Origin of the sequence: Roseixanthobacter pseudopolyaromaticivorans, from assembly GCF_043195145.2 — a bacterium.
Lineage (GTDB): Bacteria > Pseudomonadota > Alphaproteobacteria > Rhizobiales > Xanthobacteraceae > NCEH01.
In genome coordinates this window covers 3,432,602-3,459,135 of sequence record NZ_CM195539.1, presented here as the reverse complement: position 1 = coordinate 3,459,135, position 26,534 = coordinate 3,432,602, and the positions used below count along the sequence as shown (strand labels likewise).

At 67.2% G+C, this 26,534-nt stretch carries 21 protein-coding genes; 10 read left to right on the top strand and 11 right to left on the bottom strand.

The genetic code is table 11. The features are described 5' to 3' along the window. Positions 1-32: 32 nt before the first annotated feature. Positions 33-3,242: an autotransporter domain-containing protein gene (locus tag V5F68_RS16365; protein WP_394014083.1), complete on the bottom strand. Its 3,210-nt coding sequence runs from the start codon at positions 3,240-3,242 to the stop codon at positions 33-35. Between the two features lie 543 nt (positions 3,243-3,785). Between V5F68_RS16365 and V5F68_RS16360 the strand changes: the two genes are divergently transcribed. Beyond that, positions 3,786-4,367, top strand: a complete 582-nt coding sequence (locus V5F68_RS16360) for a DUF4142 domain-containing protein (protein ID WP_394014082.1) — start codon at positions 3,786-3,788, stop codon at positions 4,365-4,367. A 70-nt stretch (positions 4,368-4,437) separates the two neighbouring features. On the opposite strand, the gene V5F68_RS16355 is transcribed toward V5F68_RS16360, so the two are convergent. Then, positions 4,438-6,036 carry a glycosyltransferase gene (locus V5F68_RS16355; protein ID WP_394014081.1) on the bottom strand — a complete coding sequence of 533 codons (1,599 nt, stop codon included), beginning with the start codon at positions 6,034-6,036 and terminating at the stop codon, positions 4,438-4,440. Positions 6,037-6,343: 307 nt separating this feature from the next. On the opposite strand from V5F68_RS16355, the gene V5F68_RS16350 reads away from it, so the two are divergent. Both V5F68_RS16350 and V5F68_RS16345 read left to right on the top strand, forming a co-directional pair. Further along, positions 6,344-7,096, top strand: a complete 753-nt coding sequence (locus V5F68_RS16350) for an amino acid ABC transporter ATP-binding protein (RefSeq protein WP_394014080.1) — start codon at positions 6,344-6,346, stop codon at positions 7,094-7,096. Between the two features lie 47 nt (positions 7,097-7,143). Beyond that, positions 7,144-8,700: an ABC transporter substrate-binding protein/permease gene (locus V5F68_RS16345; protein ID WP_394014079.1), complete on the top strand. Its 1,557-nt coding sequence runs from the start codon at positions 7,144-7,146 to the stop codon at positions 8,698-8,700. A gap of 44 nt (positions 8,701-8,744) precedes the next feature. Here the strand turns inward: V5F68_RS16345 and V5F68_RS16340 are convergent, their stop codons facing one another. Continuing rightward, positions 8,745-9,998, bottom strand: coding sequence for a D-amino acid dehydrogenase (locus tag V5F68_RS16340; RefSeq protein WP_394014078.1), 1,254 nt, complete (start codon positions 9,996-9,998; stop codon positions 8,745-8,747). Between the two features lie 295 nt (positions 9,999-10,293). Between V5F68_RS16340 and V5F68_RS16335 the strand changes: the two genes are divergently transcribed. The 5 genes from V5F68_RS16335 to ubiG all read left to right on the top strand — a co-directional run bounded on the left by V5F68_RS16335 (position 10,294) and on the right by ubiG (position 17,385). Further along, complete coding sequence (locus V5F68_RS16335; RefSeq protein WP_394014077.1) at positions 10,294-12,759, top strand: PAS domain-containing hybrid sensor histidine kinase/response regulator; 2,466 nt, start codon at positions 10,294-10,296, stop codon at positions 12,757-12,759. Positions 12,760-12,887: 128 nt separating this feature from the next. Beyond that, positions 12,888-14,408 (top strand): murein biosynthesis integral membrane protein MurJ, encoded by a 1,521-nt coding sequence (murJ, locus tag V5F68_RS16330; RefSeq protein WP_394014076.1) that lies wholly within the window; start codon positions 12,888-12,890, stop codon positions 14,406-14,408. Positions 14,409-14,468: 60 nt separating this feature from the next. After that, positions 14,469-15,392: an alpha/beta fold hydrolase gene (locus V5F68_RS16325; RefSeq protein ID WP_394014075.1), complete on the top strand. Its 924-nt coding sequence runs from the start codon at positions 14,469-14,471 to the stop codon at positions 15,390-15,392. A 162-nt stretch (positions 15,393-15,554) separates the two neighbouring features. Next, positions 15,555-16,592: a tryptophan--tRNA ligase gene (gene trpS, locus V5F68_RS16320; protein ID WP_394014074.1), complete on the top strand. Its 1,038-nt coding sequence runs from the start codon at positions 15,555-15,557 to the stop codon at positions 16,590-16,592. 49 nt (positions 16,593-16,641) lie between these two features. Next, entirely contained in the window at positions 16,642-17,385 is a 744-nt protein-coding gene (gene ubiG / locus V5F68_RS16315) for a bifunctional 2-polyprenyl-6-hydroxyphenol methylase/3-demethylubiquinol 3-O-methyltransferase UbiG (protein WP_394014073.1), read from the top strand. Positions 17,386-17,398: 13 nt separating this feature from the next. Here ubiG and V5F68_RS16310 read toward each other — a convergent pair whose 3' ends face one another. The 5 genes from V5F68_RS16310 to V5F68_RS16290 form a co-directional block, all read right to left on the bottom strand. Then, positions 17,399-17,878 (bottom strand): DUF1178 family protein, encoded by a 480-nt coding sequence (locus tag V5F68_RS16310; protein WP_394014072.1) that lies wholly within the window; start codon positions 17,876-17,878, stop codon positions 17,399-17,401. Further along, on the bottom strand, positions 17,875-18,759 hold the full coding sequence (locus V5F68_RS16305; RefSeq protein ID WP_394014071.1) for a carbon-nitrogen hydrolase family protein: 885 nt from the start codon (positions 18,757-18,759) through the stop codon (positions 17,875-17,877). The genes V5F68_RS16310 and V5F68_RS16305 overlap by 4 nt, the downstream gene beginning before the upstream one ends. Before the next feature lie 138 nt (positions 18,760-18,897). After that, on the bottom strand, positions 18,898-19,155 hold the full coding sequence (grxC, locus tag V5F68_RS16300) for a glutaredoxin 3 (RefSeq protein WP_348844390.1): 258 nt from the start codon (positions 19,153-19,155) through the stop codon (positions 18,898-18,900). 59 nt (positions 19,156-19,214) lie between these two features. Then, on the bottom strand, positions 19,215-20,051 hold the full coding sequence (locus V5F68_RS16295; protein ID WP_394014070.1) for a ComF family protein: 837 nt from the start codon (positions 20,049-20,051) through the stop codon (positions 19,215-19,217). Between the two features lie 85 nt (positions 20,052-20,136). Continuing rightward, positions 20,137-22,512 carry a heavy metal translocating P-type ATPase gene (locus tag V5F68_RS16290; protein ID WP_394014069.1) on the bottom strand — a complete coding sequence of 792 codons (2,376 nt, stop codon included), beginning with the start codon at positions 22,510-22,512 and terminating at the stop codon, positions 20,137-20,139. A 292-nt stretch (positions 22,513-22,804) separates the two neighbouring features. Between V5F68_RS16290 and V5F68_RS16285 the strand changes: the two genes are divergently transcribed. Then, a complete protein-coding gene (locus V5F68_RS16285) occupies positions 22,805-23,080 on the top strand; it encodes a metal-sensitive transcriptional regulator (RefSeq protein WP_394014068.1) in 276 nt (91 codons plus the stop codon). A gap of 82 nt (positions 23,081-23,162) precedes the next feature. Continuing rightward, positions 23,163-23,714: a hypothetical protein gene (locus V5F68_RS16280; protein WP_394014067.1), complete on the top strand. Its 552-nt coding sequence runs from the start codon at positions 23,163-23,165 to the stop codon at positions 23,712-23,714. Between the two features lie 71 nt (positions 23,715-23,785). Here V5F68_RS16280 and hemW read toward each other — a convergent pair whose 3' ends face one another. Genes hemW through rph form a run of 3 tightly spaced genes read right to left on the bottom strand, consistent with a single transcriptional unit; the run spans position 23,786 to position 26,369 of the window. Continuing rightward, the gene (gene hemW / locus V5F68_RS16275) at positions 23,786-25,024 is read right to left on the bottom strand and encodes a radical SAM family heme chaperone HemW (protein WP_394014066.1); all 1,239 of its coding nucleotides are present in this window, start codon (positions 25,022-25,024) and stop codon (positions 23,786-23,788) included. Next, complete coding sequence (gene rdgB, locus V5F68_RS16270) at positions 25,021-25,656, bottom strand: RdgB/HAM1 family non-canonical purine NTP pyrophosphatase (RefSeq protein WP_394014065.1); 636 nt, start codon at positions 25,654-25,656, stop codon at positions 25,021-25,023. Before rdgB ends, hemW begins: the two co-directional genes overlap by 4 nt. Further along, a complete protein-coding gene (gene rph, locus V5F68_RS16265; RefSeq protein ID WP_348844396.1) occupies positions 25,656-26,369 on the bottom strand; it encodes a ribonuclease PH in 714 nt (237 codons plus the stop codon). The genes rdgB and rph overlap by 1 nt, the downstream gene beginning before the upstream one ends. Positions 26,370-26,534 lie beyond the last annotated feature (165 nt).

Here is a 26,534-nt window from a genome sequence, read left to right as displayed (position 1 = left end):
AATAAGGCAGCCGGCGCTCCGCCGGCCCTCTCTCACCAGGTGTATTTGAGGCCGGCGGAGAAGGATTGCGCCGTCACGTCGTCGCTCAGCGAGAGTTCGTACTGGCCGAACACCCGCAGATGCTCGCCCTGCTGGGCCGAGAGGCCGGCCGCCAGCACGCCGATGTTTCGCCCGATACCGGTGGTGTCCACGGTGAAGGGCAGGGCGGGGGCGCTGATGAGGCCGGCGGTGGTGCCGACGTTGGTATCGCCGAAATTATAATAGTAACGGGCGCTCAGCTCCGGGCTGAGGCTGATGGCGCCGAAGCCGTAGGTGGTGGCGAGCCGCACGCCGACCGAGGGCATCACCAGATCCAGCGAAGCCGAGTCGACATTGAGGCCCGCCGCGCCCGCATAGCCTTCCGTGAAGGCGCTGCGTGAGAGGTGATACCAGTCGAAACCGAGGCTCGGCTCGGCGGTGAAGGCGCCGAGCGCGAACAGGCCGCCCGACTTGAGCGAGAAAGTCACGTCATTGCCGTTGGGCGAGGCCGTGGCCACACGCGACAAGGCGCCGAAGGTCAGCGCGCGGTTGGTGGCATAGTCCGAATAGGCATAGCCGAGCGTGCCGTCGAGGAACCAATTGCCCGATTGCAGCGAGCCGTAGAGCGACACCTGATAGCTGTCCGCGCTGCTGTTGCCGCCATTGTAGCCGTTGTTGTCAAAATTGCCGTACCCGAGCGAAATGCCGACCAGCCCGTTGCCGAGCACCTTGTCCACGCCGAGCAGCACGCCGACGCCGGTCATGTCGAAGGCGCCCGCGCCGCCGACGCTGGTGGGGCCGCCGAGCACGCGGGCCCAGGCGGACACGGCGCCGTCGCCGACACCCTTCTGCCCGGGACCGGACTGGGCGACTGCCGCCGAGGCATCCTGGAGCGCGCCGCCGAGGCCAGCGCTATCCGGCCCGAGGGAGAGCATGGAGGCGTTGGCGCCGAGATCGCCCGCGCCGCGACCGGAGCGCCGGGCGGAAATGCGGTCTTCCAGCGCGCGGGTAAACTGGCCCCGCTGCACGGCGTCCGCAGTGAGCAGATTGCCGATGGACTGGCCGGAGAGCTGGTCGAGCGCTGCTGCGCCGACGGCGTTCGTGCCTGTGGTGTCGAGGCCGTAGAACACGTTATCGAGGTCGCCCTGGGACCCGCTCTGGTAGGCCGCGTTCAGATGGGCTGCGACCGCGCGCTGGTTCGCGGTCACGGCCGGGGCCGCGAAATTGCGCGAAAAGGTGACGCTCACCGAATTGGCGGAATAGCTCAGGGTTTCCGAGAGGAAGGGCGAGAGATCGACCACCTCGTCATACTGGCCTTCCAGCGCGCCGTTGGAGCGCGCGACGGTGAAGGTCTGGTTGGTGATCTTGTCCGTCGGGTCGGTGATGATGGTGACGTCGCCGTCCAGCTTCATGGTGCCGGTGACGATCAGGTTGTCGGTGCGGTTGGCATCCACTTCGAGCTGGTAGGAGCCGCTGTCTTCCTGGATCAAATCGCCCTGGATGGTGAGCGTGCCGATGGAATTGCCCGGCATCAGCCGGCCGGCATTGTTGACGGTGCCGACGATGGTGCCGCTGCCCCCGAGTGAGCCTTGCGCGCCGACATTGAGCACCTTGGTGCGATATTCGCCCGTGCTGTTGATCTTCAGCAGGCCGGCGTCCACCTGAGTGAGGTCGCGTGAGCTGGTGACGCTGGTGCGGATATCCAGCGTGCCGCTGCCGTTCTTGCGGATATCGCCGGTGCCGGAGAGCGCGGGGCCCTGGAGCGTCAGTACCGCGCCGGGGTCCACGTTGAAGGTGCCGCCGAACGTGGTGCCGCCGATTTCGCCATAGGAGACCGAGGCGTTCACGCGCACCTCGCGAAGCATGGTGAAGGACTGGCTGGCGCTGATGCCGCCGCCCTGCAGGGTCAGCAGGCCCGAGACATCGCCGAGATTGGCGTCGGAGGACGCGCGCACCAGGCCGTTATCGACCCGCGTGCCACCCTTATAGGTATTGTTGCCGGCGAGCGTGAGCGTGGATTCGCCCTGCTTGATCATCGAGCCGCTGCCGCCGATGGGGCCGGAATAGGTGCGGTTTCGGATCTCGATGTTTGCGACATAGGGCTGGGAGATCGTGACTGCAGCGCCATATTCCAGATAGTCGGTGGTCTGGGAATATTGGGCGATCATCTCGTGGGCCTTGGTCGTGGGATGAAACTGGTCCCAGAACAGGTAATCGCCCACATTCGCCGCGGAGCAGCCGTTGGTGTACTTGCCGGTTTCCGAATCGACGCAATTGTCCCGGGCGTTCTTGAAGCCGAAGGCGGTGGGATTGCGCTGCACCTCGGCGAGCAAGGCGGCGGTGTCGATCACCACCAGGCGGGTCTGCGCATTGGCCTGCGCGAACTCGTCGCCGAGATTGTAGAGGCTCGCCTTCAGCTGGCGGTTGGTATCCTTGATGGCCGCGCTCAGGGGCTGACGGTCGGCGTCCGAGAGGCCGATGAATTTCGGCGTGGTGCTGACGTCCGCGATGGTCGGCACATAATAGGTGGCGCCCAATTGGGCGATGTCCTTGCGGTCGTTGATCGTGGAATTGATGGTCCGCAAGTCGGCGGGAATGTTCTTGAGCAGAATGTCCTTCTGCGTTTGCAGCGTGCTGTAGAATGCGGTGCGATTGGAGATGTAGGTGTACCAATTGGTATCTTCGATCTGCTGGCGGAAATTATTGCCGCCGATCCAGAAGGTGATGAGCGGCTTGTTGCCGTAGCTGGAGGCCTGTTCCGCGGGAACATTGCTGCGCGGATCGTACCAGGAGCGCGTGATGCCGGTGACCTTGTCGTCGAATTGCCCGACCTGTTGCTCCAGGTGCTGCACCACGGCGGCCAGCGCATTGCTGTAGGGGGTGCCGGTCACCGCGCCGCCCCAGGCAAGATTGCGATCCGCATTATAGGGCAAGTTGTTCAACTTGGAGAGGTATTCGACCCAGACCTGCCCGTTGGAGAAATGCCCCTTATAATAAAGTGGGCCTTTGGGCTGGGTAATGTCCGGTACTATGCCTCCGCCCCCGAAGACGCCGCCGACGCCCTGTGCGATCGCGCTCAGAAACGACGTGCGGTCATAGGTGCGTCCCACGTCGGAGAGGCTGTCTCCCAGAGACCAGAGAGATGTATATTGCGGAGGGGCCTTCTGCGCGTACGCTGTCGTGGACAGCAAAACGAGCGAAAGCGACGCGAGTATCCGGCGCATGGGACTCTCCGAAAATAGAAATCCGCAGCCAAATAAGCATATTGGCTTGGAATGACTTCGGCTGCTTAGGCAATTTTCTGACTAAATTGGCGCGCGTCGCCACCGCCGAGCGCATCGGCGTTTAAAAACAGGTTTAGTCATAAGCATGCCCCCGCAGACATTCGATCCCTCTTTCCTATGTGGAGGTACCCCTGTCAAGCCTCAAACGGCGCGGCATGGTTTATTTCCGTAACGTTTTTCGATTGTGCGATGCGTCTAAAACACGCCTGCGTACACCGATCTCATGTAATGCCCAGCTCCCGCTCAAGTCATGACGCTGTCGCAAATGGCTTAGATGCTGTGTTTTCATCGCTGTCGCGCTCCCGCCGTGCCCAACGGCGGCTCAGACCGCGCCGCGCCATGCGCCCGATCGGCGCCGCGCGGCGGCGCTTGGGACCTGTTGATGGTGAATAGCGCTTCCAAAAAAATGAGTTAGGCTGTCATACAGCCGTCGGAGAGTCCCATCAGTGTGCCGCACGGTCGTACCTTTGGGAGAAGCGCCAGATGTCGAAATTGTCCAACGTTCTCGTTGCCGTGGCACTGCTCGCGGGTGTGCCCGCCGCTTCGGCGCAGACCATGAACATGCCCGCGAGCACCACTGCCTCCTCCGCCGGCCCGTCGCCCGCCGATATCGCCAAGTCTGCGACCGTGCCGACGACCCCGGCGTTCGTGGATACGGCGGCCCGCGCCAACCAGTTCGAGATCGTCACCAGCCAGGTGGCGCTTGAAAAGAGCAAGAACAAGAAAGTGCTCGCCTTCGCCAAGAAGATGGTGAAAGACCACACCAAGATCGGAAAGAATTTCGGCGCCGCCTTCGGCAAGGCCAATACCGGCCTTACCTTGCCGACCGGCCTCGGGGACGATTTCGACAAGACCCTGGCGCGCCTGAAGAGCGAAGACGGCGCCACCTTCGATGCCGATTACATCGCCGTGCAGACCAAGGGCCATCAGGATGCCGTGGGCCTGTTTGCTGGCTATGCCAAAGGCGGCGACAACCCGACCCTGAAGGCATTCGCCAAGAAGACTCTGCCCATCATCGAGATGCACCTGAAGATGTGCTACGATCTGGCCAAGCTGAAGCTCTGACCTGTCGCCTTCGTTTGGAAATCCGGATGGCGTCGCTTCGGCGCCATCCGGGCCACCCGCGCTTTAAGACTCAAGAGGCGTCCGCGTGGACGCGCGAGCCGGCCTGAACCTCAGCCCGCGCCCCAACCGACTCGGAATGCCGGCCCGTCGACGGGATGCCCGCCGCCCAGCGGCGTTGCGCGATATCGGTGATCAGCGGCAGCCCGTGATCCCGCCAGAAATCGCGGTCGGATGTCACGAGGTCCCGGCTGTTCCAGAAGCCGGGCGCACTCTCGGAAAAATCGTCATATTGAACGTGCCAGCCCAGTGCCCGCTCGTCGGGACACCAGCGGCCGCGCCGATCGGCGAGGATTTTCCGGCGGCCATGGGCGGCCGAGCGGATGGGATAATGGCGCAAGAGAAAGCGATAGGGAAAATCGACGGCGCCGGGAAACGACGCCACATGCCCGCCGCTGGAGGCCAGATCGACCTGGTCGGGCCCTTGCAGCCATGCCTTGACCTGCTTGAAATGCCCGGGCCGTGTGCCGAATTCGAAATGGCTGAAGGCGCTCTTGAGCGTGCCGGGCTGAAACGGGCGCGCGTCGGTGGGGCGGAAGTGGATGAGGTTGCTCGCCACCCGGTTCGCGCCGGCGCGCGCGGCGACCTGGAGCGCGGCCGCAAGATCCAGCCCGGGGAAGGGCGAGCGGCGCAGCTCGTCCGCATCGGTATGGAGAATCCAGCGGCCCGGAAAGCCGTGCGCAATCTCCGCCTTGCGGCGAAGGATTTTTCGCCACTCATAATGCCGCGCCGGGCCTTCTGCCGGGAAGCATTCGATGCGCACATGGTGCGGATGGCGGGCGGCCAGGCGTTTGAGGATCGGCCAGGTTTCGTCAGTGGACCAATTGTCGATCGCCGCCACGTCGCAGCCTTCCGCGATCAGGTCTTCGATCACTTCGGCGATGACATCGGCCTCATTATAGGCCGCGAGGAGGGCCAGCGGGCGCTGCGGCGCCACAACCGATTGCACAACCGATGCGCGTGCACGGTTCACGGCCATGTCGTGCACCGTGACGATGGTGCGCAAAGCGCGGACGATGTTGTTGTTGACGGTGCGCCCGGCGAAGGTCGCCGGCAGGCCGCTGGCGTCCAGATAGGCCACATATTCGTCGAGCGCCCATTCCCGCACATGGGCCGGATTGGCGGGCGGCCCACGATCCGCGAGGCCGCGCACCTTCTCCCGGTCGGGGGTGCTGGTGATGACGATGGCTCCGCGCCGGTAGCACTGCGCCAGCAGATTCAGTAAGGGCCCCGGATCCAGGAGATGCTCGACCACATCGGCGCAGACCACTACCGTCCCGGTGTCCGCGAAGGCAGCGATCGCCGCGCAATCGTCGTGGGAGAAATCGGCCTCCAGCCAGGTGCCCCAAGCGCCGAAGCATTCGCGGCACAAGGCGATGTTCGACCCGAAATCGACGCCGATATGCTCGCGCGCACGCACCTGCCGCAACTTCCGCCCATTGCCGAAGCCGATATCGAGGATCCGCGTGCGGCCGCTTGCCTGGAGAAAATAGTCCGCCGCCTCATAGATCTCCGGCTGATGAACGATGGAGCTGTCGAGGAACGGGGAATCGTCGAAATAACAAGGCTCGGATCGCGCCACATAATCTGCCGGCAATTGAAAGAGAGACATGCGCTTGCGCCTTTTATGGCGGGGCAGGGCGCCGCCGCGGGATGTCTGTTCCAGCAGAATGTATAAATGCACGTATTGTAGATGTATATACACCTGAGATAGTGATTTATTACATTTAAATGTCAGATTTTCATGTTAATACCTTCTGCAACCGGAAGATTTTTTAAGCGTGACGCAACGTTTTATTTTGCCGCCGTACGGACCCGGAAGCCGCCGTGCGCCTTGAAGTGTCACCCCAGCGTCACGGCCCGACGATAGGGAGCGTGTGAAGCTGGCGGCCTGCGGGCTGCAGGGGGGCTGAATACACATGGACCCGATTCTTCGCGTGGAAGACGTGCGCAAGTCCTTCGGCGCGCACACCATTCTCAAAGGTGTCAGCTTTCAGATCGAGGAGGGCGACCTGGTCTCGATGATCGGGCCGTCGGGCTGCGGCAAGTCCACCTTGCTGCGCTGCCTCAATGGGCTGGAATCGATGGATTCCGGCGTCATCGAAGCGTGCGGCGTGCGCATGGAGCGCAAGGCCGGCTCGGCCGCACCGCTCAACGATGTCGCGCACCGGCTGCGCAAGAACGTCGGTATGGTGTTCCAGAGCTTCAACCTGTTCCCCCACAAGACGCTGCATCAGAACGTCATGATGGCGCCCATGGTGGTGAAGGGCATCAGCCGCGACGAGGCGGCCGCCAACGCCGAGCGCCTCTTGAAGAAGGTCGGCCTGTTCGAGCAGATGGACCGTTATCCCGTCAATCTGTCCGGCGGCCAGCAGCAGCGCGGCGCCATCGCCCGCGCGCTCGCCATGTCGCCCAAGATCATGCTGTATGACGAGCCCACCTCCGCGCTCGATCCCGGCCTCGTCCACGAGGTGCTGGACGTGATGAAGGAGCTGGATCTCGAAGGCATGACGCAGATCATCGTCACCCACGAGATGCGCTTCGCGCGCGATGCCTCGGACTACATCATCTTCATGGACAAGGGCGAGATCATCGAGATCTCGGACGAAGACGAGATCTTCGATAATCCCAAGGACCCGCGCACGCGCCAATTCCTGCACCGTTTCGTCTGATGGCCCCGCACGGCCCTTCGCCCTTCTCTCCCGCTCCGGGGATTGCCATGCGTCTTGCCCGCCTCGCCCTCTCGTCCCTGCTCCTCGCCGTTTCCCTCTCCACGCTGTCTCTGTCCGCGACGGCGCAGACCGCCCCGGCGGCCCCGGCTCCGGTCGCCACCGGCGAGCGCGCGCTCACCTACGGCGGCGATAGCACCAGCGGCGCGCCTTACACGTTCCAGGATCCCGCCGACCCCAAGCTCACGGTGGGCTTCGAGGTCGATATCATGAAGGAACTGGCCGCCAAGCTCGGGCGCAAGCCGGTGTTCGTGCAGAACGACTGGAGCAATCTCATCCCCGGCCTGGATGCCGGGCTATACGAGGCGGTCATCAACGGGCTGGAGATCACCCCCGACCACCAGGCGGTCGCGGATTTCTCGACGCCTTACTACACCACGTTCGGCCAGATCGTGATCCGCCGCGGCGATGCGCCGATCGACAATCTGGAAGGCCTTAAGGGCAAGAAGGTCGGCACGCTCAAGTCCAGCCAGATGGAATACGTGCTGCGCAATGCCGGCGGCATCGACCTGCGCACCTATGACCAGGAGATCGACGCCTATTCCGATCTCAAGCTCAAGCGCATCGACGCGACCGTGATGGATTTCCCCATCGCGGTCTATTACGCCCAGCCCGACCGTGAGCTTCAGTTCACCGGCCAGCCCATCGGCCGCATCGAATACGGCATCGCGCTGAAGAAGGGCGCGCATCCCGAGCTGCTGGCCGAGATCAACACCGGCCTGTCGCAGATGATGCACGACGGCTCCATGCGCACCATCCTCGACCATTGGGCGATCTGGACCCCGCTGATGGCGCAGCTGACGGGCGACCAGCGTCCGATCCAGGCGCAGCCGCTGGCCTACGACCATTTCGTCCAGGCGACCCAGCCCCAGGGCTGGAAGATGCAGGTCCAGCGCTACATGCGCTTCCTGCCCCAGCTGGGCTGGGCGGCGGTGATGACGCTGGAAATCTCCATCCTCGCCATGATCATCGCCGTTGGGCTCGGCGCCGGGCTGGCGCTCTGCCGGGTCTATGGCGGCGTCCTGCTGGATCGCCTCGCCCAGGTCTATATCGAGGTGGTGCGCGGCACGCCGCTGCTGATCCAGGTTCTGTTCATCTATTACGGCCTGCCTAAGGTCGGGTTGCAGCTCGAACCCTTCGTCGCCGGCGTGATCGCGCTCGGCCTGAACTATGCGGCCTATGAGGCGGAAAACTATCGCGCCGGCCTGCTGGCCATTCCGCGCAACCAGATGGAAGCGGCCATCGCGCTCAACATGACCGAGCGCCAGGCGCTGCGGAACGTCATCATCCCCCAGGCCGCGCGCATCGTGCTGCCGCCGACCACCAACGATTTCATCTCGCTCATCAAGGATTCCTCCCTGGTGTCGGTGATCTCGCTGGTGGAACTGACCAAGACCTATGAGCTGATCTCCACCACTTATTACGATTATTTCGGCACCGGCCTGCTGGTGGCGGCGATCTATCTGCTCATCGGCCTGCCGTTCGTGCGCCTCGCCAAATGGGCCGAGCGCTACGCCAGCCGCGGCGTCACGCGCTCTATCGGCTGATCGCGCGCCGCCTCAAAGGGACCCGCCTCGAAGGGAATTGGCGCTCATCCGTAGCGGGCGAGCGTCAATCCCTCAGTGTCGATCTCCGGTGTGCGGCGGGTGATCAGGTCGGCGAGCAGGCGCCCGGTGCCCGCCGCCATGGTCCAGCCCAGCGTGCCGTGCCCGGTGCCGAGGAAGAGGTTGGGATATTTCGCCTGGCCGAGGATGGGCGGCCCATCCGGCGTCATAGGGCGCAGGCCGCTCCAGAAGGTGCCGGCCTTGGGGTTGCCGCCGTCCGGGAACAGATCGCTGACCACGTGCTCCAGTGTTTCCCGCCGCGCATGGCGCAGCGAGAGATCGAAGCCCGCCAGTTCCGCCGTGCCGCCGATGCGGATGCGGTCGCCGAGCCGGGTCACGGCCACCTTGTAGGTCTCGTCCATGACCGTGGATTCGGGCGCGCCGCCGGCATCCGAAATGGGCACGGTGAGCGAATAGCCCTTCACGGGATAGACCGGCAGGCGGATGCCGAGCGGCCGCACCGCCTCGGGCGAATAGCTGCCCAGCGCCACCACATAGATATCGCCCCGGATGGTCCCGGCCTGGGTCTGGACGCCGGTGATGTTGGCGCCGTCGTGCTCGATGGCGCGCAGCGCCCGGCCATAGGAGAACACCGCGCCCTTCTCTTCCGCGAGGGCGGCGAGCGCATTCGTGAATTTGTAGCAGTCGCCGGTCTCGTCACCCGGCAGGCGCAGCCCGCCGGCGATCTTCTCCGCCACCCGCCCGAGCGCGGGCTCGGCGGCGATGCAGCCGGCGCGGTCCAGCAACTCATAGGGCACGCTGAAGCGGTCGAGGATCGCCATGTCCTCGCCCGCATGGTCGAGCTGCTCCTGGGTGCGGAACATCTGCAACGTGCCCTGCATGCGCGCGTCATAGGCGATGCCGGTCTGCTGGCGCAGGGCGATCAGGCAGTCGCGGCTGTATTCGGCGAGGCGCAGCATGCGCCCCTTGTTGATCTCGTAGCGGGCGTGGGTGCAATTGGTCAGCAGCCGCAGGCCGAAGGCGAGCATGGCCGGGTCGAGGCGTGGGCGGATCACCAGGGGCCGGTGCTTCATCATCAGCCATTTGATGGCCTTCAGCGGCAGGCCCGGCCCGGCCCAGGGCGCGGAATAGCCCGGCGAAACCTCCCCGGCGTTGGCATAGCTGGTTTCGAGCGCGGGGCCGGACTGGCGGTCCACCACCTCCACCTCATGGCCGGAGGCCGCCAGATAATAGGCGAGGGTTACGCCGATGACGCCCGACCCCAGAATGACCACCTTCATCGCCGGCCTCCCGCAGCCCCGGCGTCGCGCGCCTGCCGCACCGCAAAACAGGATCAGACACCAAGCCGCCCCCGGCCGACAAGCGCGACGATGGAACAGGCGGCTTGTCCCAGGCGATCAGCTTGCCGCAGCGCATGCTCGCGCATGAAGCCGACCCGGCCGGGCGCCGCGCGGGGCTGGGCGGTCCCGCCGGAGCGAAAGGCGCCAAGCCCGGTTGAGGCGGGGCGAAGCGGGCGGTAACTTGCCCCCTGGCGCGCCGGCCCGAAGGCCATCGCGCTGAGGGAAGGAGGCTCGGGTGTTCACAAACGTGAGGCTGCAGGGCGCCGACCTCGCGGCGCTCTTCAACGCCGTTCCCAATCCCTATGTGGTTCTCACGCCCGACTTCGTCATCGTCGGCATGAACGAGGCCTATCTGCGCGTCACCATGCGGCGGCGTGAAGATATTATCGGCCTCTCCATGTTCGAGGCGTTTCCGACCGATCCCGCGTCCCCCTCCAACCAGATGCTGCGCGCCTCCCTCGAGCGGGTGATCCGCAACAAGACGCGCGACGACCTGCCGTTCATCCCTTATCCGATCCAGCGGCCCGACGGGGTGATGGAGATGCGCTATTGGAGCGCGACCCACACCCCGCTGTTCGGGTCCGACGGCAGCGTGCGCCATGTGGTGCAGCACACGGTGGACGTCACGGAGCTGCACAATCTGCGGCTCAGCCTCGGCGCCACCGCTTCCAGCCCGGCCCTGCTGATCGAAGGCGAAGTGTTCGACCGCGCCGAGGCGGTGCAGGAGGCCAATGAGAAGCTGCATCGCGAGCGCCAGCGCCTGCAGACCTTGTTCGAGCAGGCGCCCGCATTCACCGCCGTGCTGCGCGGGCCGGACCATCTGGTGGAGCTGGCGAATGCCGCCTACCTGCGCCTCACCGGCGATCGGCCGCTGGTGGGACTGACCGTTCGGGAGGCGTTTCCCGAACTTGCCGGGCATCCGGTCCTGGATGCGCTGGACCGCGCGTACCGCACCGGGGAGGCCTTCGTCGCCCATGGCCTGTCGGTGATGCTGCGCGCCGCGCCGGACCTGCCGCTCGAGGAGCATATTCTCGACTTCATCTACCAGCCGGTGGTGGATGCGGATGGCTCCGTGGGCGGCATCTTCGTGCAGGGGCAGGACATCACCGAGCAGCGGCGGGCGGAAGATGCGCTGCGCGAGCGCGAGGTGGAGCTGCGCAAGCTCAACGAATCCCTGGAAGTTCTGGTGGCCGAGCGGACCCGCGAGCGCGACCGGCTGTGGCGGCTCAGCGGCGATCTCATGGGCGTGTGCCGCGAGGACGGCGTGCTGGAGGCCGTGAATGGGGCCTGGAGCGATCTGCTCGGCTGGAGCGAGAGCGACCTGCTCACCCACGGTTTCCTGGATCTGGTGCACCCCGAGGATGTGGCGGCGACCCAGGCGGCGCTCGCCCGCTCGCGCGAGGCGCCGGCCATTCCCCGGTTCGAGAACCGCTGCCGCTGCAGCGACGGCACGTATCGCGTGCTAGCCTGGACGCTCGCCGCCGACACCGGCCGGCTCTACATCGTCGGGCGCGACATGACCGACCAGCGCCTCACCGAGGAGCAGCTGCGCCAGTCGCAGAAGATGGAGGCGGTGGGCCAGCTCACCGGCGGCATCGCCCACGATTTCAACAATCTGCTGCAGGGCATCACGGGTTCGCTCGATATTCTCCAGCGCCGCGTCGCGCAGGGCCGCACCGCCGATCTGGAGCGCTTCGTGGACAATGCCATGGGCTCGGCCAACCGCGCCGCCGCGCTCACCCATCGCCTGCTCGCCTTCTCGCGCCGCCAGCCGCTCGATCCCAAGCCGCTGAAGGTCAATCCGCTGGTGGTGTCCATGGAGGACCTGCTCCAGCGCACCATGGGCGAGAGCATCCATCTGGAACTGGTGCTCGCCGACGGCCTGTGGCTGACCCTGTGCGATGCCAACCAGCTGGAAAACGCCATCCTCAACCTCGTGATCAATGCCCGCGACGCCATGCCCGACGGCGGCCGGCTGATCATCGAGACTTGCAACGCGCAATTGGACAGCGGGGAGGTCGCCCGCGCGCCGGGGGTGAAGGCGGGGCAATATGTCTGCCTCAGCGTGACCGACACCGGCACCGGAATGGCGCCCGACGTGATCGGGCGGGCGTTCGATCCGTTCTTCACCACCAAGCCCATCGGCCAGGGCACCGGGCTCGGCCTCTCCATGATCTACGGCTTCGCCCGCCAGTCGGAGGGGCATTGCCAGATCGAGAGCGAGGTCGGGGTCGGAACGACGGTGAAGCTCTATCTGCCGCGCCATCGTGCGGCTGATTCCGATGCCTCCGGCCCGCCCGAGTCGGACCCGCGCGAGCCGCACGGAACCTCCGGCGTGGTGCTGGTGGTGGAGGACGACCAGGTGGTGCGCGGCCTGATCCTCGAAGTGCTGCGCGAACTCGGGCATGTGGCCATCGCGGCGGAAGACGGCCAGGCCGGTCTCGATCTGCTGATGGCTGAGCCCAGGATCGACCTGGTCATCACCGATATCGGCCTGCCGCGCCTCAACGGCCGGCAGATGGTGGATGCCGCGCGCGAGAAGCGGCGCGATCTGAAAGTGCTGTTCATGACCGGATATGCGGAGACCGCCGCCATCGCGGGCGGCTTTATGGAACCGGGCATGACGATGGTGACCAAGCCGTTCGCGGTCGAGCATCTGGCCGCGCGCATCCGCGCCATGCTGGAACAGACGCCCTCCTGAGACGGCGCGGCCAGCGCATCCTCCCGCTTTCCTTCCGCCGTGGGATCGCGCATGAGGGGCGCAGGTACGGCCTGGCCGGTGCGCCGGACGTGCGCGCGGCCCCTTCCGCCTTTTGTCCTGGATGCCCCATGTCGCTGCTTGCCCGCACCTCTACCGTCACGGCCGCGACGCTCGGTTCGCGGGTGATGGGCTTTGCCCGCGATGCCGGCACCGCCGCCGTGCTGGGCGCGGGGCCGGCGGCGGACGCGCTGATGGCCGCGCTCTCCCTGCCGCTGCTGGCGCGCCGCCTTTTGGCGGAAGGCGCGTTCAACGCCGCCTTCCTGCCCGGCCTCGCGGCTGCGCGGGCGCGGGGCGGGGATGCGGCGGGCGGTGCGCTCGCGCGCGCGGTGCTGATCCTCCTGGTGCTGCTGCTCCTGGTGCTGGCGGGGCTTGGAGCTTTGTTCATGCCGGCGCTGATCGGCGTGCTGGCGCCGGGCTTCGCGCTCGGCGGCGAGCGGGCGGACCTTGCAGTCGCGTGCGGGCGCATCGCGCTGCTCTATCTGCCTTTGGCGGCCGGGGCGGCGGTGTTCGGCGGCATCGCGAACGCCGGCCAGCGGGTGTTTTTGCCGGCGCTGGCGCCGGGGCTCGCCAATGCCGTGGTGCTCTGCGTGATCCTCTATCTCGTCCTCGCAACCGACATGGCGACGGGCACGGCGGCGGTCCTGGTCGCGATCGCCCAGGTTGCCGCCGGCATCGCCCAATTGCTGCTGATGATGGTCGCGAGCCGCGGCGCTCCCGGCGCGCCCTCCCGTGCGCAACCGGGCGGGAGCGACTGGCGCGGCGCCCGTTCTGTGCTGCGGGCCTGCGCACCCGCGCTGCTGTTCGCCGGCCTCTCCCAATTCCGCCTGCTGATCGCGGCGGCGACGGTCTCCGCTTTGCCGGGCGCGGTGGCGGCGCTGAATTATGCCCAGCGCCTCGTGGACCTGCCGCTCGGCCTTGTCGGCGCCAGCGCCGGGGCAGTGCTGGTGCCGCTGCTGGCGGCGGGCGGCGGGGGCAGGGGGCGCCATGCCAGCGGCGCCAGCCTCGCCGCGCTCGCGCTCGCCTTGCCGGCGGGCACCGGGCTCGCCGTGCTGGCGCAGCCCATCGTCGCCGTGCTCTACCAGCGCGGCAGCTTCGATGCGGAAGACGCGCGCCTCACGGCGCTGTTGCTGGCCGCGCTCGCCTTCTCCCTGCCGGCGCAGGGGCTGGAGCGGGTGCTCTCCGCCACCGCCCTCACCCATGGCATGACGCGAACCGTGGAGCGCGTGGGCCTCGCCTCGCTGCTCGCCTGCGCGCTCGCCTGCATCGGCCTCGGCGCCGCCTTCGGGCCGGCGGGGGCGGCGAGCGGGGTTGCGGTCTCGGCGGTGCTGAGCGCGCTCACCATCGGCGCCCTGCTGGCGCGCGCCGGCCATCTGCATGTGGATGGCGCGCTCGCCCGCGCCGTCGCCGGGCTTGCCGGCGGGTGCGTGCTGATGGCGCTGGTGGTCGGCGGCCTCGCGCATGTCTGGCCGCATCCCGGCGCGGGCAGCCTCGGCGCCTTGGGGCGGCTCGTGGTGCTGGTGGGGGCGGGGATGCTCAGCTATGGCGCGGTCGCGCTGCTGGTGCGGCGTTCGGTGGCCCGCGCCGCTTGAGCCGTCTTTCAACCTTCGTCCGAAAGGCCTTAGGTGTTCCGAGCCCGAAGGAGTGCATTCATGGTTGAGCCTGTTCCCGCCACCGAGACCGCCCCCGCTTCCGCCCCGCCTTGTCGCTTCTTCGCTTATGCCACCGCCGACGGGCTGGCCTTGTTCGGCCGCGAGTGGGGCACGGCGGGCGATGACCTTTCTGCGAGCGAAGATCTGCCGGTGGTCTGCCTGCCGGGCGTGACGCGCAATTCGCGCGATTTCGAAGCTTTGGCCGGGGGGCTCGCGGCACACGGGCGGCGCGTCGTGGGGTTGGATTTCCGCGGCCGGGGCGGCTCCGCTTTCGGGCCCGTCGCTACCTACACCCCGCTCCAAGAGGCGATGGACACGATCGCCGCGCTCGCGTCCCTCGGCATTGCCCGCGCGATCTTCATCGGCACCTCGCGCGGCGGGCTGGTGATGATGGTGCTCTCCCAGCTGCGCCCCGATCTGATGGCGGCGGCGGTACTGAACGACATCGGCCCGGTGATCGAGAAGGCCGGCCTTGCCCGGATCTCCGGCTATGTGGGTGTGCCGACTTTCACCGACTGGCCCTCCACCGTCGCGCGTCTGAAGGCCAGCCAGGGCTTCTTGTTCCCCAATCTCGACGATTCCGGATGGGAGCGCTTCGCCCGCCAGATCTATCGCGACGATGCCGGCATGCCGGCCCTTGCCTATGACCCGGCGCTGGCGGTCGCCTTCAAGGCGTTCGATCCCAATGCCGAGCTGCCGGACATGTGGCCGGGGTTCGAGGCCATGAAGGATATTCCGGTGATGGTGGTGCACGGGGCGCTGTCCGATATCCTGAGCGCCGATACCGTGGCGCAGATGGCAGCGCGCCATCCCGGCCTCACCGTCCACACCGTGGCGGACGAGGGTCACGCGCCCCTGCTCTGGGACGCGGCGACGCAGGCGGCCATCGGCGCCTTCATCGACGCGGCAAATGCGCCCCGCTGAGGCGCCTTTTCCCACGCCGCGCGGCCGGAGCCGCGCGGGCAGCTTGCGCGGCGCGGCGGCGGGTGGCATGAGGCGCGCTTCGTCTTCGCGCGCGACCGTCCGGCCGCTGCGCTGTCATGTCTGACGGCGGTGCCTTGGCCCGCCGGTCTTCGGGAGGTCGCCATGGCGGCGGTCGCGGAACGCGTCTTTTCCGGTGTGCAGCCCACCGGCAACCTGCATCTCGGCAATTATCTCGGCGCCATCAAGCGCTTCGTCGCCCTGCAGGACAGCCACGACTGCATTTATTGCGTGGTCGATCTGCACGCCATCACCGTGTGGCAGGATCCGGAAGAGCTGAAGCGCCACACGCGCGAGGTCACCGCCGCCTTCATCGCCTGCGGCATCGATCCCAAGCGCCATATCGTGTTCAACCAGAGCCAGGTCTCCGGCCACGCGGAACTGGCCTGGATCTTCAATTGCGTCGCCCGCATGGGCTGGCTGAACCGCATGACGCAGTTCAAGGAAAAGGCCGGCAAGGACCGCGAGAACGTGTCCGTGGGCCTGTTCGCCTATCCCGACCTGATGGCCGCCGACATCCTGCTCTACAAGGCGACCCACGTGCCGGTGGGGGAGGACCAGAAGCAGCATCTGGAGCTGACGCGCGATATCGCGCAGAAGTTCAACGTGGATTTCGGCCCCTCCATCGCCGCCAACGGCCATGGCGAGGGCTATTTCCCGCTCACCGAGCCGCTCATCGCCGGCCCCGCCACCCGCGTCATGAGCCTGCGCGACGGCTCCAAGAAGATGTCCAAGTCCGACCCGTCGGATTTTTCGCGCATCAATCTGACCGACGACAAGGACGCCATCGCCGGCAAGGTGCGCAAGGCCAAGACCGATCCCGAGCCTCTGCCCTCCGAGGAAGCCGGCCTCAAGGCGCGTCCCGAGGCGGACAATCTGGTGGGCATCTATGCCGCGCTCGCCGACGGCACCAAGCAAGGCGTGCTGGACGAGTATGGCGGCAGCCAGTTCTCGGCCTTCAAGGCGGCGCTGGTGGATCTCGCGGTGGACAAGCTCGGCCCCATCGCCGGGGAGATGCAGCGCCTGATGGCCGATACCAGCGCCATCGACGCCATCCTCACGGAAGGTGCGGCCCGCGCGCGGGTGATCGCCGACCAGACGATCCGCGACGTGAAGGACATCGTGGGCATGGTGCGGGGCTGAGGCCCCGCCGGAAATGGTGTAAGTTCGGCTCCTGAAAAGGCGATATCCCATGACCCAGCCGAACCTGACCATCGATCCCGCAGAGGTTGCCCGCTTCGAGGCGCTGGGCGAGGAATGGTGGGATCCCAAGGGCAAGATGGCGCCGCTCCACGCTATCAATCCCGCGCGGCTTGCCTTCCTGCGCGACGTCATCGTGCGCCATTTCGGCCATGACCCGCGCAGCCTGCGGCCGCTCAAGGGCCTAAAGATCCTCGACATCGGCTGCGGCGGCGGGCTCATCAGCGAACCCGTGGCGCGCATGGGGGCGGATATGGTGGGTATCGACCCCTCCGCCGGCAATGTGGACATCGCCAGCGCCCATGCCGCGCGCTCGGACTTGGCGATTGATTATCGCGCCGCCACCGCCGAGGAACTGGCGGACGCCGGCGAGCGGTTCGACGTGGTGATGGCGCTGGAGGTGGTGGAGCATGTGGCCGACGTCGGCCTGTTCGTGCGCCGCGCGGCGGAGATGGTGCAGCCCAACGGCCTGTTCATCGGCTCCACGCTGAACCGCACGGGCAAGAGCTTCGCGCTCGCCATTGTCGGGGCGGAATATGTGCTGCGCTGGCTGCCGCGCGGCACCCATCGCTGGGAAAAGTTCGTGACCCCCGGCGAGTTCGAGGCGACGCTGGCCGCCGGCGGCTTCGAGGTGCGCGAGCTGGCTGGCCTCAGCTTCGATCCGCTGCGCGGCACTTGGGCGCTTTCGGCGGATACGGACGTGAATTATTTCATCGTCGCCGGGCCGGCGAGCTAAGGCGGGCTGCGCTTCAGTTCCGGTCTTCCGGCAGGACCGGCAGGGGGAACACCTCCACCTCCTCCTCCCGCAGGGCCTTCACCTCGTCCGCGCTGGCCTCGCCATAGATCGAGCGATGCTCGATCTCGCCGCCGTGCATCTTGCGCGCGAGGTCGGCGAAATCCTCTCCGACATAATCGGCATTGCGGGTGACATGGTCGCGCAATTCGCGCACCAAGCGGTGGAATTCGCGCTCCTGCTGGCCCATGAGGGCCACCGGGTTGGCCGGGGCCTGTGCCGGCGCGGCGGCGGTGTCGGCGTCGGGCGTCGCCGCAGCGGGCGCGCGGTCGGTGCGGGCCACCGAGGGCGCCATGATGGCCTTTTCCACACGCACGCTGCCGCAATTCGGGCAGGATACCAAGCCGCGTCCGCGCTGGGCCTCGAAGCTTTCGGAAGAGGGGAACCAGCTTTCGAAATCGTGGCCCTGTTCGCACCGGAGCGTGTAGCGGATCACGTCGCCGCCCCGACCAGATGGAGATGGCCGCCCTGGCCGCTGTCCGCCACCTCGAACCGGCGGCCGTGCTGCAGGGAGGGGATGCGCCGGCGGGCCGCTGCGACCTCCTTCAGGTCGAGTTCCGCCAGGATCACGCCGGGATCGGTGCCGCCCTCGGCGATCACGCGGCCCCAGGGGTCGACCACCAGCGAATGGCCATAGGTCTCCCGGCCGTTCTCGTGGCGCCCGCCCTGGGCGGCGGCGAGCACATAGGCGCCGTTCTCGATGGCGCGGGCGCGCAGCAGCACATGCCAATGGGCTTCCCCGGTGGGACGGGTGAAGGCGGCCGGCACGGTCAGCACATCCGCGCCGCTTTCCGCCAGCGCCCGGTAGAGCGGTGGAAAGCGCAGATCGTAGCAGATGGTGAGGCCGATCTTCACCCCCGAGACGGACGCCGTCACGGCGCGCTCGCCGGGCTTGTAGGAATTGGATTCGCGATAGCTCTCGCCATTGCCGAGATCCACGTCGAACATGTGGATCTTGTCGTAGCGGGCGGCGATTTCCCCGTCCGGGGCGATCAGGAAGCCGCGGTTGACGGCGCGCTGCTCGGAGATTTTCAGCGCCAGCGAGCCCACATGCAGGTGGATCTTGAGTTCGCGCGCCAGATCGCGGAAAGCGGCGAGGGCCGGGTCCGCCTCCTCCTCGCGCAGCTTGTCGAACAAAAGCGTGCGGTCCAGCTCCATGAGATTGGTGGTTTCCGGCGTCTGCACATATTGGGCGCCGGCCAGCGCGGCCTCGCGGATGAGCGCGCTCGCGGTCTCGATATTGGCGGCGACCTCGCGCCCGGAGCGCAGCTGGACCAGGCCCACGCGCAGGGTTTCAGTCTTCTGGATATCACTCATGGCATCGGCTCGCGGCGCGCAACGGGAATAGGGGGTGACACGTTCTGAGGGGACAAGTGTAGAGGCTCGTCATGTCCCGCGCGAGGGATAAAGGCGGGGTCGGTCCGCCGGAGCGGACAGGACCGCGCATCGTGCGGCTCAGGCCGCGATCAGGGTGTCGAGCTCGCCCGCGCTCTCGAGGGCATAGAGATCGTCGCAGCCGCCCACATGGGTCTCGCCGATGAAGATCTGCGGAACGCTGGTGCGCCCGCCCGCGCGCCGGGACATTTCTTCCTGGCCGGCGGGGTCCGTGGTCACATCGATCTCGGTGAAAGTCAGCCCTTTTCGGCGCAGCAACTCCTTTGCGGCATGGCAATAGGGGCACCAGCTCTTGGTGTAGATTTCGATGGTTTTCATGCAGCCCTCTGCGCGACGGGCCAAATCGCCGTCACGGAATTGTTGCATAATAAGGCTCTTCAGCCGGCTTCGACAACCCTGGCGAAGGTCACAGCGTCGATATGAACGGCCTTTGCGTACCTCAAGGCCCGCGCGCAGGCATCGAGTGTCGCCCCGGTTGTGAGGACGTCGTCCACAATCACGATGCGCCGTCCGGCCACGTGGTGGGTGAGCGAATCGGGCACGCGGAACGCCCCGGAAACGTTCGCGCGCCGCTCTTCGCGGTTGAAGGATACCTGCGAAGGGGTCGCGCGGGTGCGCGCCAGCACGTCGGTGCGGCACGGCACCCCGCTGGCCTTGGAGATGCGCCGGGCCAGCAGGGCGGCCTGGTTGAAGCGCCGCCGCCATAGCCGCAGGGGATGAAGCGGGACCGGGACGATCAGGTCCGCCTCGCGCAGCAGTTCGCCGGCCGCGCGGGTCATGAGGCGGGCCATGGGCGCGGCCATGTCGAGCCGGTCGCCATATTTCAGCCCGTGCACGAGATCGCGCGAGACCGGGCCGAACAGCACTGCCGCGCGCGCCCGGTCGAAGGCCGGCGGGTCGGTGACGGCTTCGAGAGACAGGCGCGGCGCGTCGTCGCCCTGATGCTGCTCATAGGCGAAGGGAATGCCGAGGCGCTCGCAATAGGGCCGCTCCACGAAGGCGAGGCGCCGCCAGCAACCACCGCACAGGCCTTCCGCCTCGTGGACGATCGTTCCGCAGCAGACGCAAGTGGGCGGCAGAACGAGCCCGAGCGCCGCCTTGCCGGCCGCGTGGAGCATGCGCCCCGCGTGAAGGCCGCCGGCGCGCAGCCGCTCCGCGACACCCAGGACCGGGGCCGCCAGATCGGTTTCGTCCTCAGACCCCGCCCCCGCCATGCGGCTGCCTTCCCCTCGTTCCCGCACAATGGAACGGGGCGAATGCGCCTTCAATCCCGGTGGGCGGCGCGCCCCGCACAGCGTCCTAGCGCGGATGCCAGCGGCGCAGCAGCAGGGCGTTGCCGATGACGCTGACCGAGGACAGCGCCATCGCCGCCGCCGCCACCATGGGCGAGAGCAGCAGGCCGAGCACCGGATAGAGCGCGCCGGCGGCGATGGGCACGCCCGCCGCATTGTAGAAGAAGGCGAAGAACAGGTTGCGGCGGATGTTGGCCATGGTCGCCCGCGACAGCGAGCGGGCGTGGGCGATGCCCGCAAGATCGCCCTTCAGCAGGGTGACGCCCGCGCTTTCCATGGCCACATCGGTGCCCGTGCCCATGGCGATACCCACATCGGCCGCCGCGAGGGCAGGGGCGTCGTTCACGCCGTCGCCGGCCATGGCGACCACCCGCCCCTCGGCGCGCAGCCGGGCGATCAGGGCGGCCTTGTCCTTGGGCAGCACCTCGGCTTCCACCTCGGTGATGCCAAGCTTTTCGGCGACCGCCAGGGCGGTGGCGCGATTGTCGCCCGTGAGCATGATGACGCGGATGCCGTCCGCCTTCAGGGCCGTGAGCGCCGCCGGCGTGCTCGCCTTGACCGGGTCGGCGACGGCGATGAGGCCGATCACGGCGCCGCTGGCGGCGACGAACACCACGCTCGCCCCCCCGCTGCGCAAAGCCTCGGCCTCGGCGGCCAGCGCATCGGCCGAGACGCCATGCTCACTGAGGAAGGCGGAATGGCCGACCAGGATGGTTTCGCCGTCCACGGTGCCGATCACGCCCTTGCCCACCGGGCTGTCGAAGCCGACCGGCTCGCTCAGCGCGAGACCGCGGGCGGCGGCGCCGGCAACGATGGCGGCGGCGAGCGGATGCTCGCTCGGCCGCTCCAAGCTGGCGGCAAGGCGCAGCACCTCGTCCTCGGTGCGGCCGAGGGCGCGGACGGCGGTGAGCTTGGGCTTGCCCTCGGTGAGGGTGCCGGTCTTGTCGGCCACCAGGGTGTCGACCTTCTCCAGCCGCTCGAGCGCTTCCGCGCTCTTGATCAGGATGCCCGCCTGGGCGCCCCGGCCGACGCCGACCATGATGGACATGGGCGTGGCGAGCCCCAGCGCGCAGGGGCAGGCGATGATCAGCACCGACACGGCGGCCATGAGGGCGAAGGTGAAGCGCGGTTCCGGGCCCACGGCCATCCACACGGCGAAGGCGACGAGGGCGGCGGCGATGACCGCCGGCACGAACCAGCCGGAGACCTGATCGGCGAGGCGCTGGATCGGCGCGCGCGAGCGCTGGGCCTGCGCGACCATCTGCACGATCTGGGCGAGCAGGGTCTCGCGCCCCACCTTCTCCGCCCGCATCACGATACCGCCGCTGATGTTCAGCGTGCCGGCGATGACAGTGTCGCCGATATCCTTGGAAATCGGCAGAGATTCGCCCGTAATCAGGGATTCATCCAGACTGCTGCGGCCTTCGTCTACTTTGCCGTCCACCGGAACCTTCTCGCCGGGGCGCACCCGCAGGCGATCGCCGGGGTGGACCAGATCGAGCGCCACATCCTCTTCCGTGCCGTCCGCATTGAGACGGCGCGCGGTCTTGGGGGCGAGGCCGAGCAGGGCCTTGATGGCGCCGGAGGTCTGGTCGCGCGCCCGCAATTCCAGCACTTGCCCGAGCAGCACCAGCACCGTGATGACCGCTGCGGCCTCGAAATAGACCGGGACCGCGCCGTCATGTGTTTGAAACGCATGGGGAAAAATGCCGGGTGCGAAGGTGCCGACCAGGCTGTAGAGGAACGCCACGCCGGTGCCGAGGGCGATCAGCGTGAACATGTTGAGATGCCCGCTGCGCACCGAGGCGGCGCCGCGCTCGAAGAACGGCAGGCCGGCCCACAGCACCACCGGAGTGGCGAGGACGAGTTGGATATAATTGGACATCTGCTGCGGCAGCAGGTGCAGGCCGAACAGGTGCTGGCCCATCTCCAGCACGAACACCGGCACGGTCAGCGCCAGGCCGATCCAGAAACGGCGAGACATATCAATGAGTTCGGCGTTGGGCCCGTCGTCGAGGCTCACCAGCTCCGGTTCGAGCGCCATGCCGCAGATGGGGCAGGAGCCGGGGCCGATCTGGCGGATTTCCGGATGCATCGGGCAGGTGAACACCGTGCCCTCCGGCACTGGCGCGGCGGGCGCGGCCTTGCCGGCGAGATAGCGGTCCGGATCCGCCTCGAACTTGGCCTTGCAGCCGGCGCAGCAGAAATAGAACGGCTGGCCATTGTGATCGGCGCGATGCTTGGCGGTGTGGGGGTCCACATCCATGCCGCAGACCGGGTCCTTCGCCATGTGGGAATGGGTGCAGGCGGAATGATCGTGTCCGGCATGCGAGGCATGCGCGGCATGGTGGTGGTCGTGCGCCGCGTGGGATTGGGCGGGCATGTGCGCGCCCTCTTCCGCACCCTTTTCCTTGCCTGATCCGCAGCAGGCTGCCGAGGCCGGTACTTTCGGCGCGTCGAGGGGCGCGGGGCCGCCGCAGCAGCTTGCACCCGGAGCTTGGGCCGGAGGCGTCGGGGAGGAGGGCGCGTGCGGATCGTGTGCCATGATCGCCTCATTGCGCCTTTGCGTGCGCGGGTCTTTGCGCTCGCTCAGAAAGACGCGAATTGTTCACGCATGAACCCCTGGGGGGTATGCTCGACTTGTTATTTATACCCGCCAGGGGTATATGGCAAGCATGCGTGACCCGGCAAAATCCTCCGTCCTGAAGCGCCTCAACCGCATCGAGGGGCAAGTGCGCGGCATTGCCCGCATGGTGGAGGAGGATCGCTATTGCATCGACCTCATCACTCAGATCTCCGCCGTCCGCGCTGCCTTGCGGCGGGCCGAGGAGGAGGTGCTGCGCGATCACGTGGCCCATTGCGTCGAGCACGCGATCCGCTCCGGCGATGCGGACGAGCAGCGCAAGAAGGTGGCCGAATTGATGGACGTGATCGCCCGCAGCGAGCGGTGAGGGGCGCTGCCAAAGGGCCTTCATATGAGGCATGGTACTGCGCATGCGCCTTTGTCGCCCATCGCATCTCGGGGTCGCTTTCATGCCCTTTCACCGTGCCCTCCTGTCCGCCGCGACCTGCACATTGGCGATTGTCGTGTCCTTTTCCTCGCCCGCCAGGGCGGGCAAGGACGGCACCTATTGCAGGACGGCTGAGACGATCGTGTTCTCGTGCGATCTCGGCAGCCACACGCTTTCGCTCTGCGCCTCCAAGGACATCGGCGACGGCCGCGGCTTTCTGCAATATCGCTTCGGCCATCTGGACCGGGTGCTGACGAGCTATCCGGCGCCCGGCACGAAGCCCGCCGACGCCTTCACCGTCGGCACGCTCATGTTTGCGGGCGGCGGCGGGGCATGGCTGCGGTTCCAGGATCAGGCGATCCGCTACACGCTCTTCAACGCCATCGGAAAGTGGAACCCCAAGGGTGGCACGGCCGAGGTCTCGGGCGTCGTGGTGGAGCAGAACGGCCAGCCGAGCGTGACCATGGTCTGCCGCGATCATATCGTCGGCGGGTTCGGCTCCGGCTTCTTCGAGAAAGCCGGCCTGAAGGCCGAGGGCGAATTCGAAATTCCCGAGGACGCCTTCCCGAAATAGGCGCCGACGACTCGTCTTCTACGCCCGAGCGGGCCTTTCGCCAGGGCCGCGCGTGCCTGCGCCGGGCAGGATCATGATGCCAGCGTCGCGATGACCGCGTTCAGCACCGGGAACCCTCGTGCGGTTGCGGCCAGCCGGTTACCGGTGCGCCGTACCAGGCCGTCCTGCTCCAGCTCGGCGATGCGGCTTTCTGCAATGGCCTTCCCGGCGAGTTTTGCGTGCCGGGCAAGATCAACACCTTCGACGAGCCGTAGCCCCATGAGAAGCAGTTCGTCCGCCTGCTCGGCCGGTTCCAGGGGCTCGTCGGAGACGATGCCGTGGCCGTTCGCTTCCACCAGCTCCAGCCATTGCTCCGGCTGTTTCTGTGTGAAGGTGGCGCGGCGCGTGTCGCCCACCGCGAGCCGCCCATGGGCGCCGGGGCCGATGCCGGCGTAGGTGCCATAGCGCCAATAGACGAGATTGTGCCGCGCCTCGGCGCCGGGGCGGGCGTGGTTGGAAATCTCATAGGCGGGAAGGCCGGCTTGCGCCGTGATCTCCTGCGTCACATCCCAGAGCGCGCGGGCATGGTCGTCGTCGGGGATCAGCAGCTTGCCGGCGGAATATAGCTTCTCGAACATTGTGCCCGGCTCGATGGTGAGCTGGTAGAGCGAGAGATGCTCGCACCCTTCCGCGATGGCGCGCTTCAGCTCGCGCGCCCAGTCTTCCGGCTTCTGGCGCGGGCGGGCATAGATGAGGTCGAAAGACACGCGCTCGAACGCATGGCGCGCGATCGCCACCGCCGCCAGCGCCTCGTCCACCGAATGCATGCGGCCGAGCGCTTTCAGCTCGGCATCGTCCAGCGCCTGGACGCCCAGCGAGACACGGTTGACCCCCGCCGCGCGATAGCCGCGAAACCGCTCGGCTTCCACGCTGGTGGGATTGGCTTCCAGGGTGATCTCGGCATCGGCGGCGAGCGGCCAAGCCGCGTTCACCGCCTCCAGGATCGCCGCGACGGTGCCTGGCGCCATGAGCGAGGGCGTGCCGCCGCCGAAAAACACCGTCCCCGCTTCGCGCGGCCCGGTGAGGGCACGCATATGAGCGATCTCTTGCCGGAAAGCGGCGATGAATCGCGCCTGGTCCGGCGGCGCGTGCCGCACATGGCTGTTGAAGTCGCAATAGGGGCATTTGGCGAGGCAGAAGGGCCAATGCACATAAACACCGAAACCGCCCGCGGTATCTAAACCCGCGCGATCCGATTCTCCTCCCGCATGCGGGTGAGGGGCGGGACCGCTCGATGCGGGGCCGGAAGTAAAAGAAGGGATCGTGGTCATGCCTCCAGGCAGGCCTGCGCCAATTGGCGAAAGGCGCGGGCGCGATGGGAGAGGCCGAAGCCGAGCGGCGGCATGGAATGCTTCTCCTCCGCGCTCATTTCCGCGAACGTGCGGGTGTGGCCCTCGGGCACGAACATGGGATCATAGCCAAACCCCTTGGCGCCGCGGGTCGGCCACACCAGTTCGCCCTCCACCACCCCTTCGAATTCCTCCACGTGGCCGTCGGGCCAGGCAAGGCAGAGGGCGGAGACGAACCGGGCGGTGCGCGCATCCGGATCGGTGGCGCCGCGCGCCACCAGCAGCGACTGGATGGTCTCCATCGCCTTTTCGAAATCGCGCTCCGGCCCGGCCCAGCGGGCGGTGTGGATTCCGGGCTGGCCGCCGAGCGCGTCGATCACCAGCCCGCTGTCATCGGCAAACGCGGGCAATTGCGCCGCCGTGGCCGCCGCGACCGCTTTCAGGCGGGCATTGGCGGCGAAGGTGGTGCCGGTCTCGTCGGGCTCGGGCAGGTTCAGTTCGCCGGCGGACACCGCTTCCACCCCATAGGGTTCGAGCAGCATGCGCATCTCGATGAGCTTGCCCTTGTTGTGCGTGGCGACCACCAGCCGCCCTTCGAGCCGGCGATGGGTCATCAGGCCACCGCCTGCTTCTGCAAATCCACCAGCTGGTTGATGCCGGTGCGGGCGAGCGAGAGCAATTGCAGGAACTCCGCCTCCGTGAACGGGGTCTTTTCCGCCGTGCCCTGGATCTCGACGATGCCGCCGGAGCCGGTCATGACGAAATTGGCGTCGGTCTCCGCCTTGCTGTCCTCGGGATAGTCGAGGTCGAGCACCGGGGTGCCTTCGAAAATGCCGCAGGAGACAGCCGCGACGTGCTCGCGCAGGGGAATGGTCTTCAGCATGGAGCGCGAATACATCCAGCTCATGCAGTCATGCAGGGCGATCCAGGCGCCGGTGATGGCGGCCGTGCGGGTGCCCCCGTCGGCCTGGAGCACGTCGCAATCAAGCGTGATCTGACGTTCGCCGAGGCCGACCAGATCGGTCACCGAACGCAGCGAGCGGCCGATCAGCCGCTGGATCTCCTGGGTGCGGCCGGATTGCTTGCCGGTGGTGGATTCGCGCCGGGTCCGCTCCAGCGTGGCGCGGGGCAGCATGGAATATTCCGCCGTCACCCAGCCGCGGCCCTGGCCCTTCAGCCACGGCGGCAGGCGCTCTTCCAGGGTCGCCGCCACCAGCACGTGGGTGTCGCCGAACTTGACGAGGCAAGAGCCCTCGGCATGGCGCAGAACGTTGCGCTCGAAGGAAACGGCTCGCATCTCGTCGCTCGCGCGGCGGCTCGGGCGCATAATCTATCCAATCCATTGTGAAACAGGCCGCCGTTTTAGGGGTGGGCGCGCGCGGGGGCAAGGGGCGTGGTATGATGAAGGCTTGAACCACAGAAGGATGGATTCCCCGGTCGTCCCGCCGACTTCCCGCTGAAGCTGTCCTGTCCGTGTGCGCCGGAGTGAGGC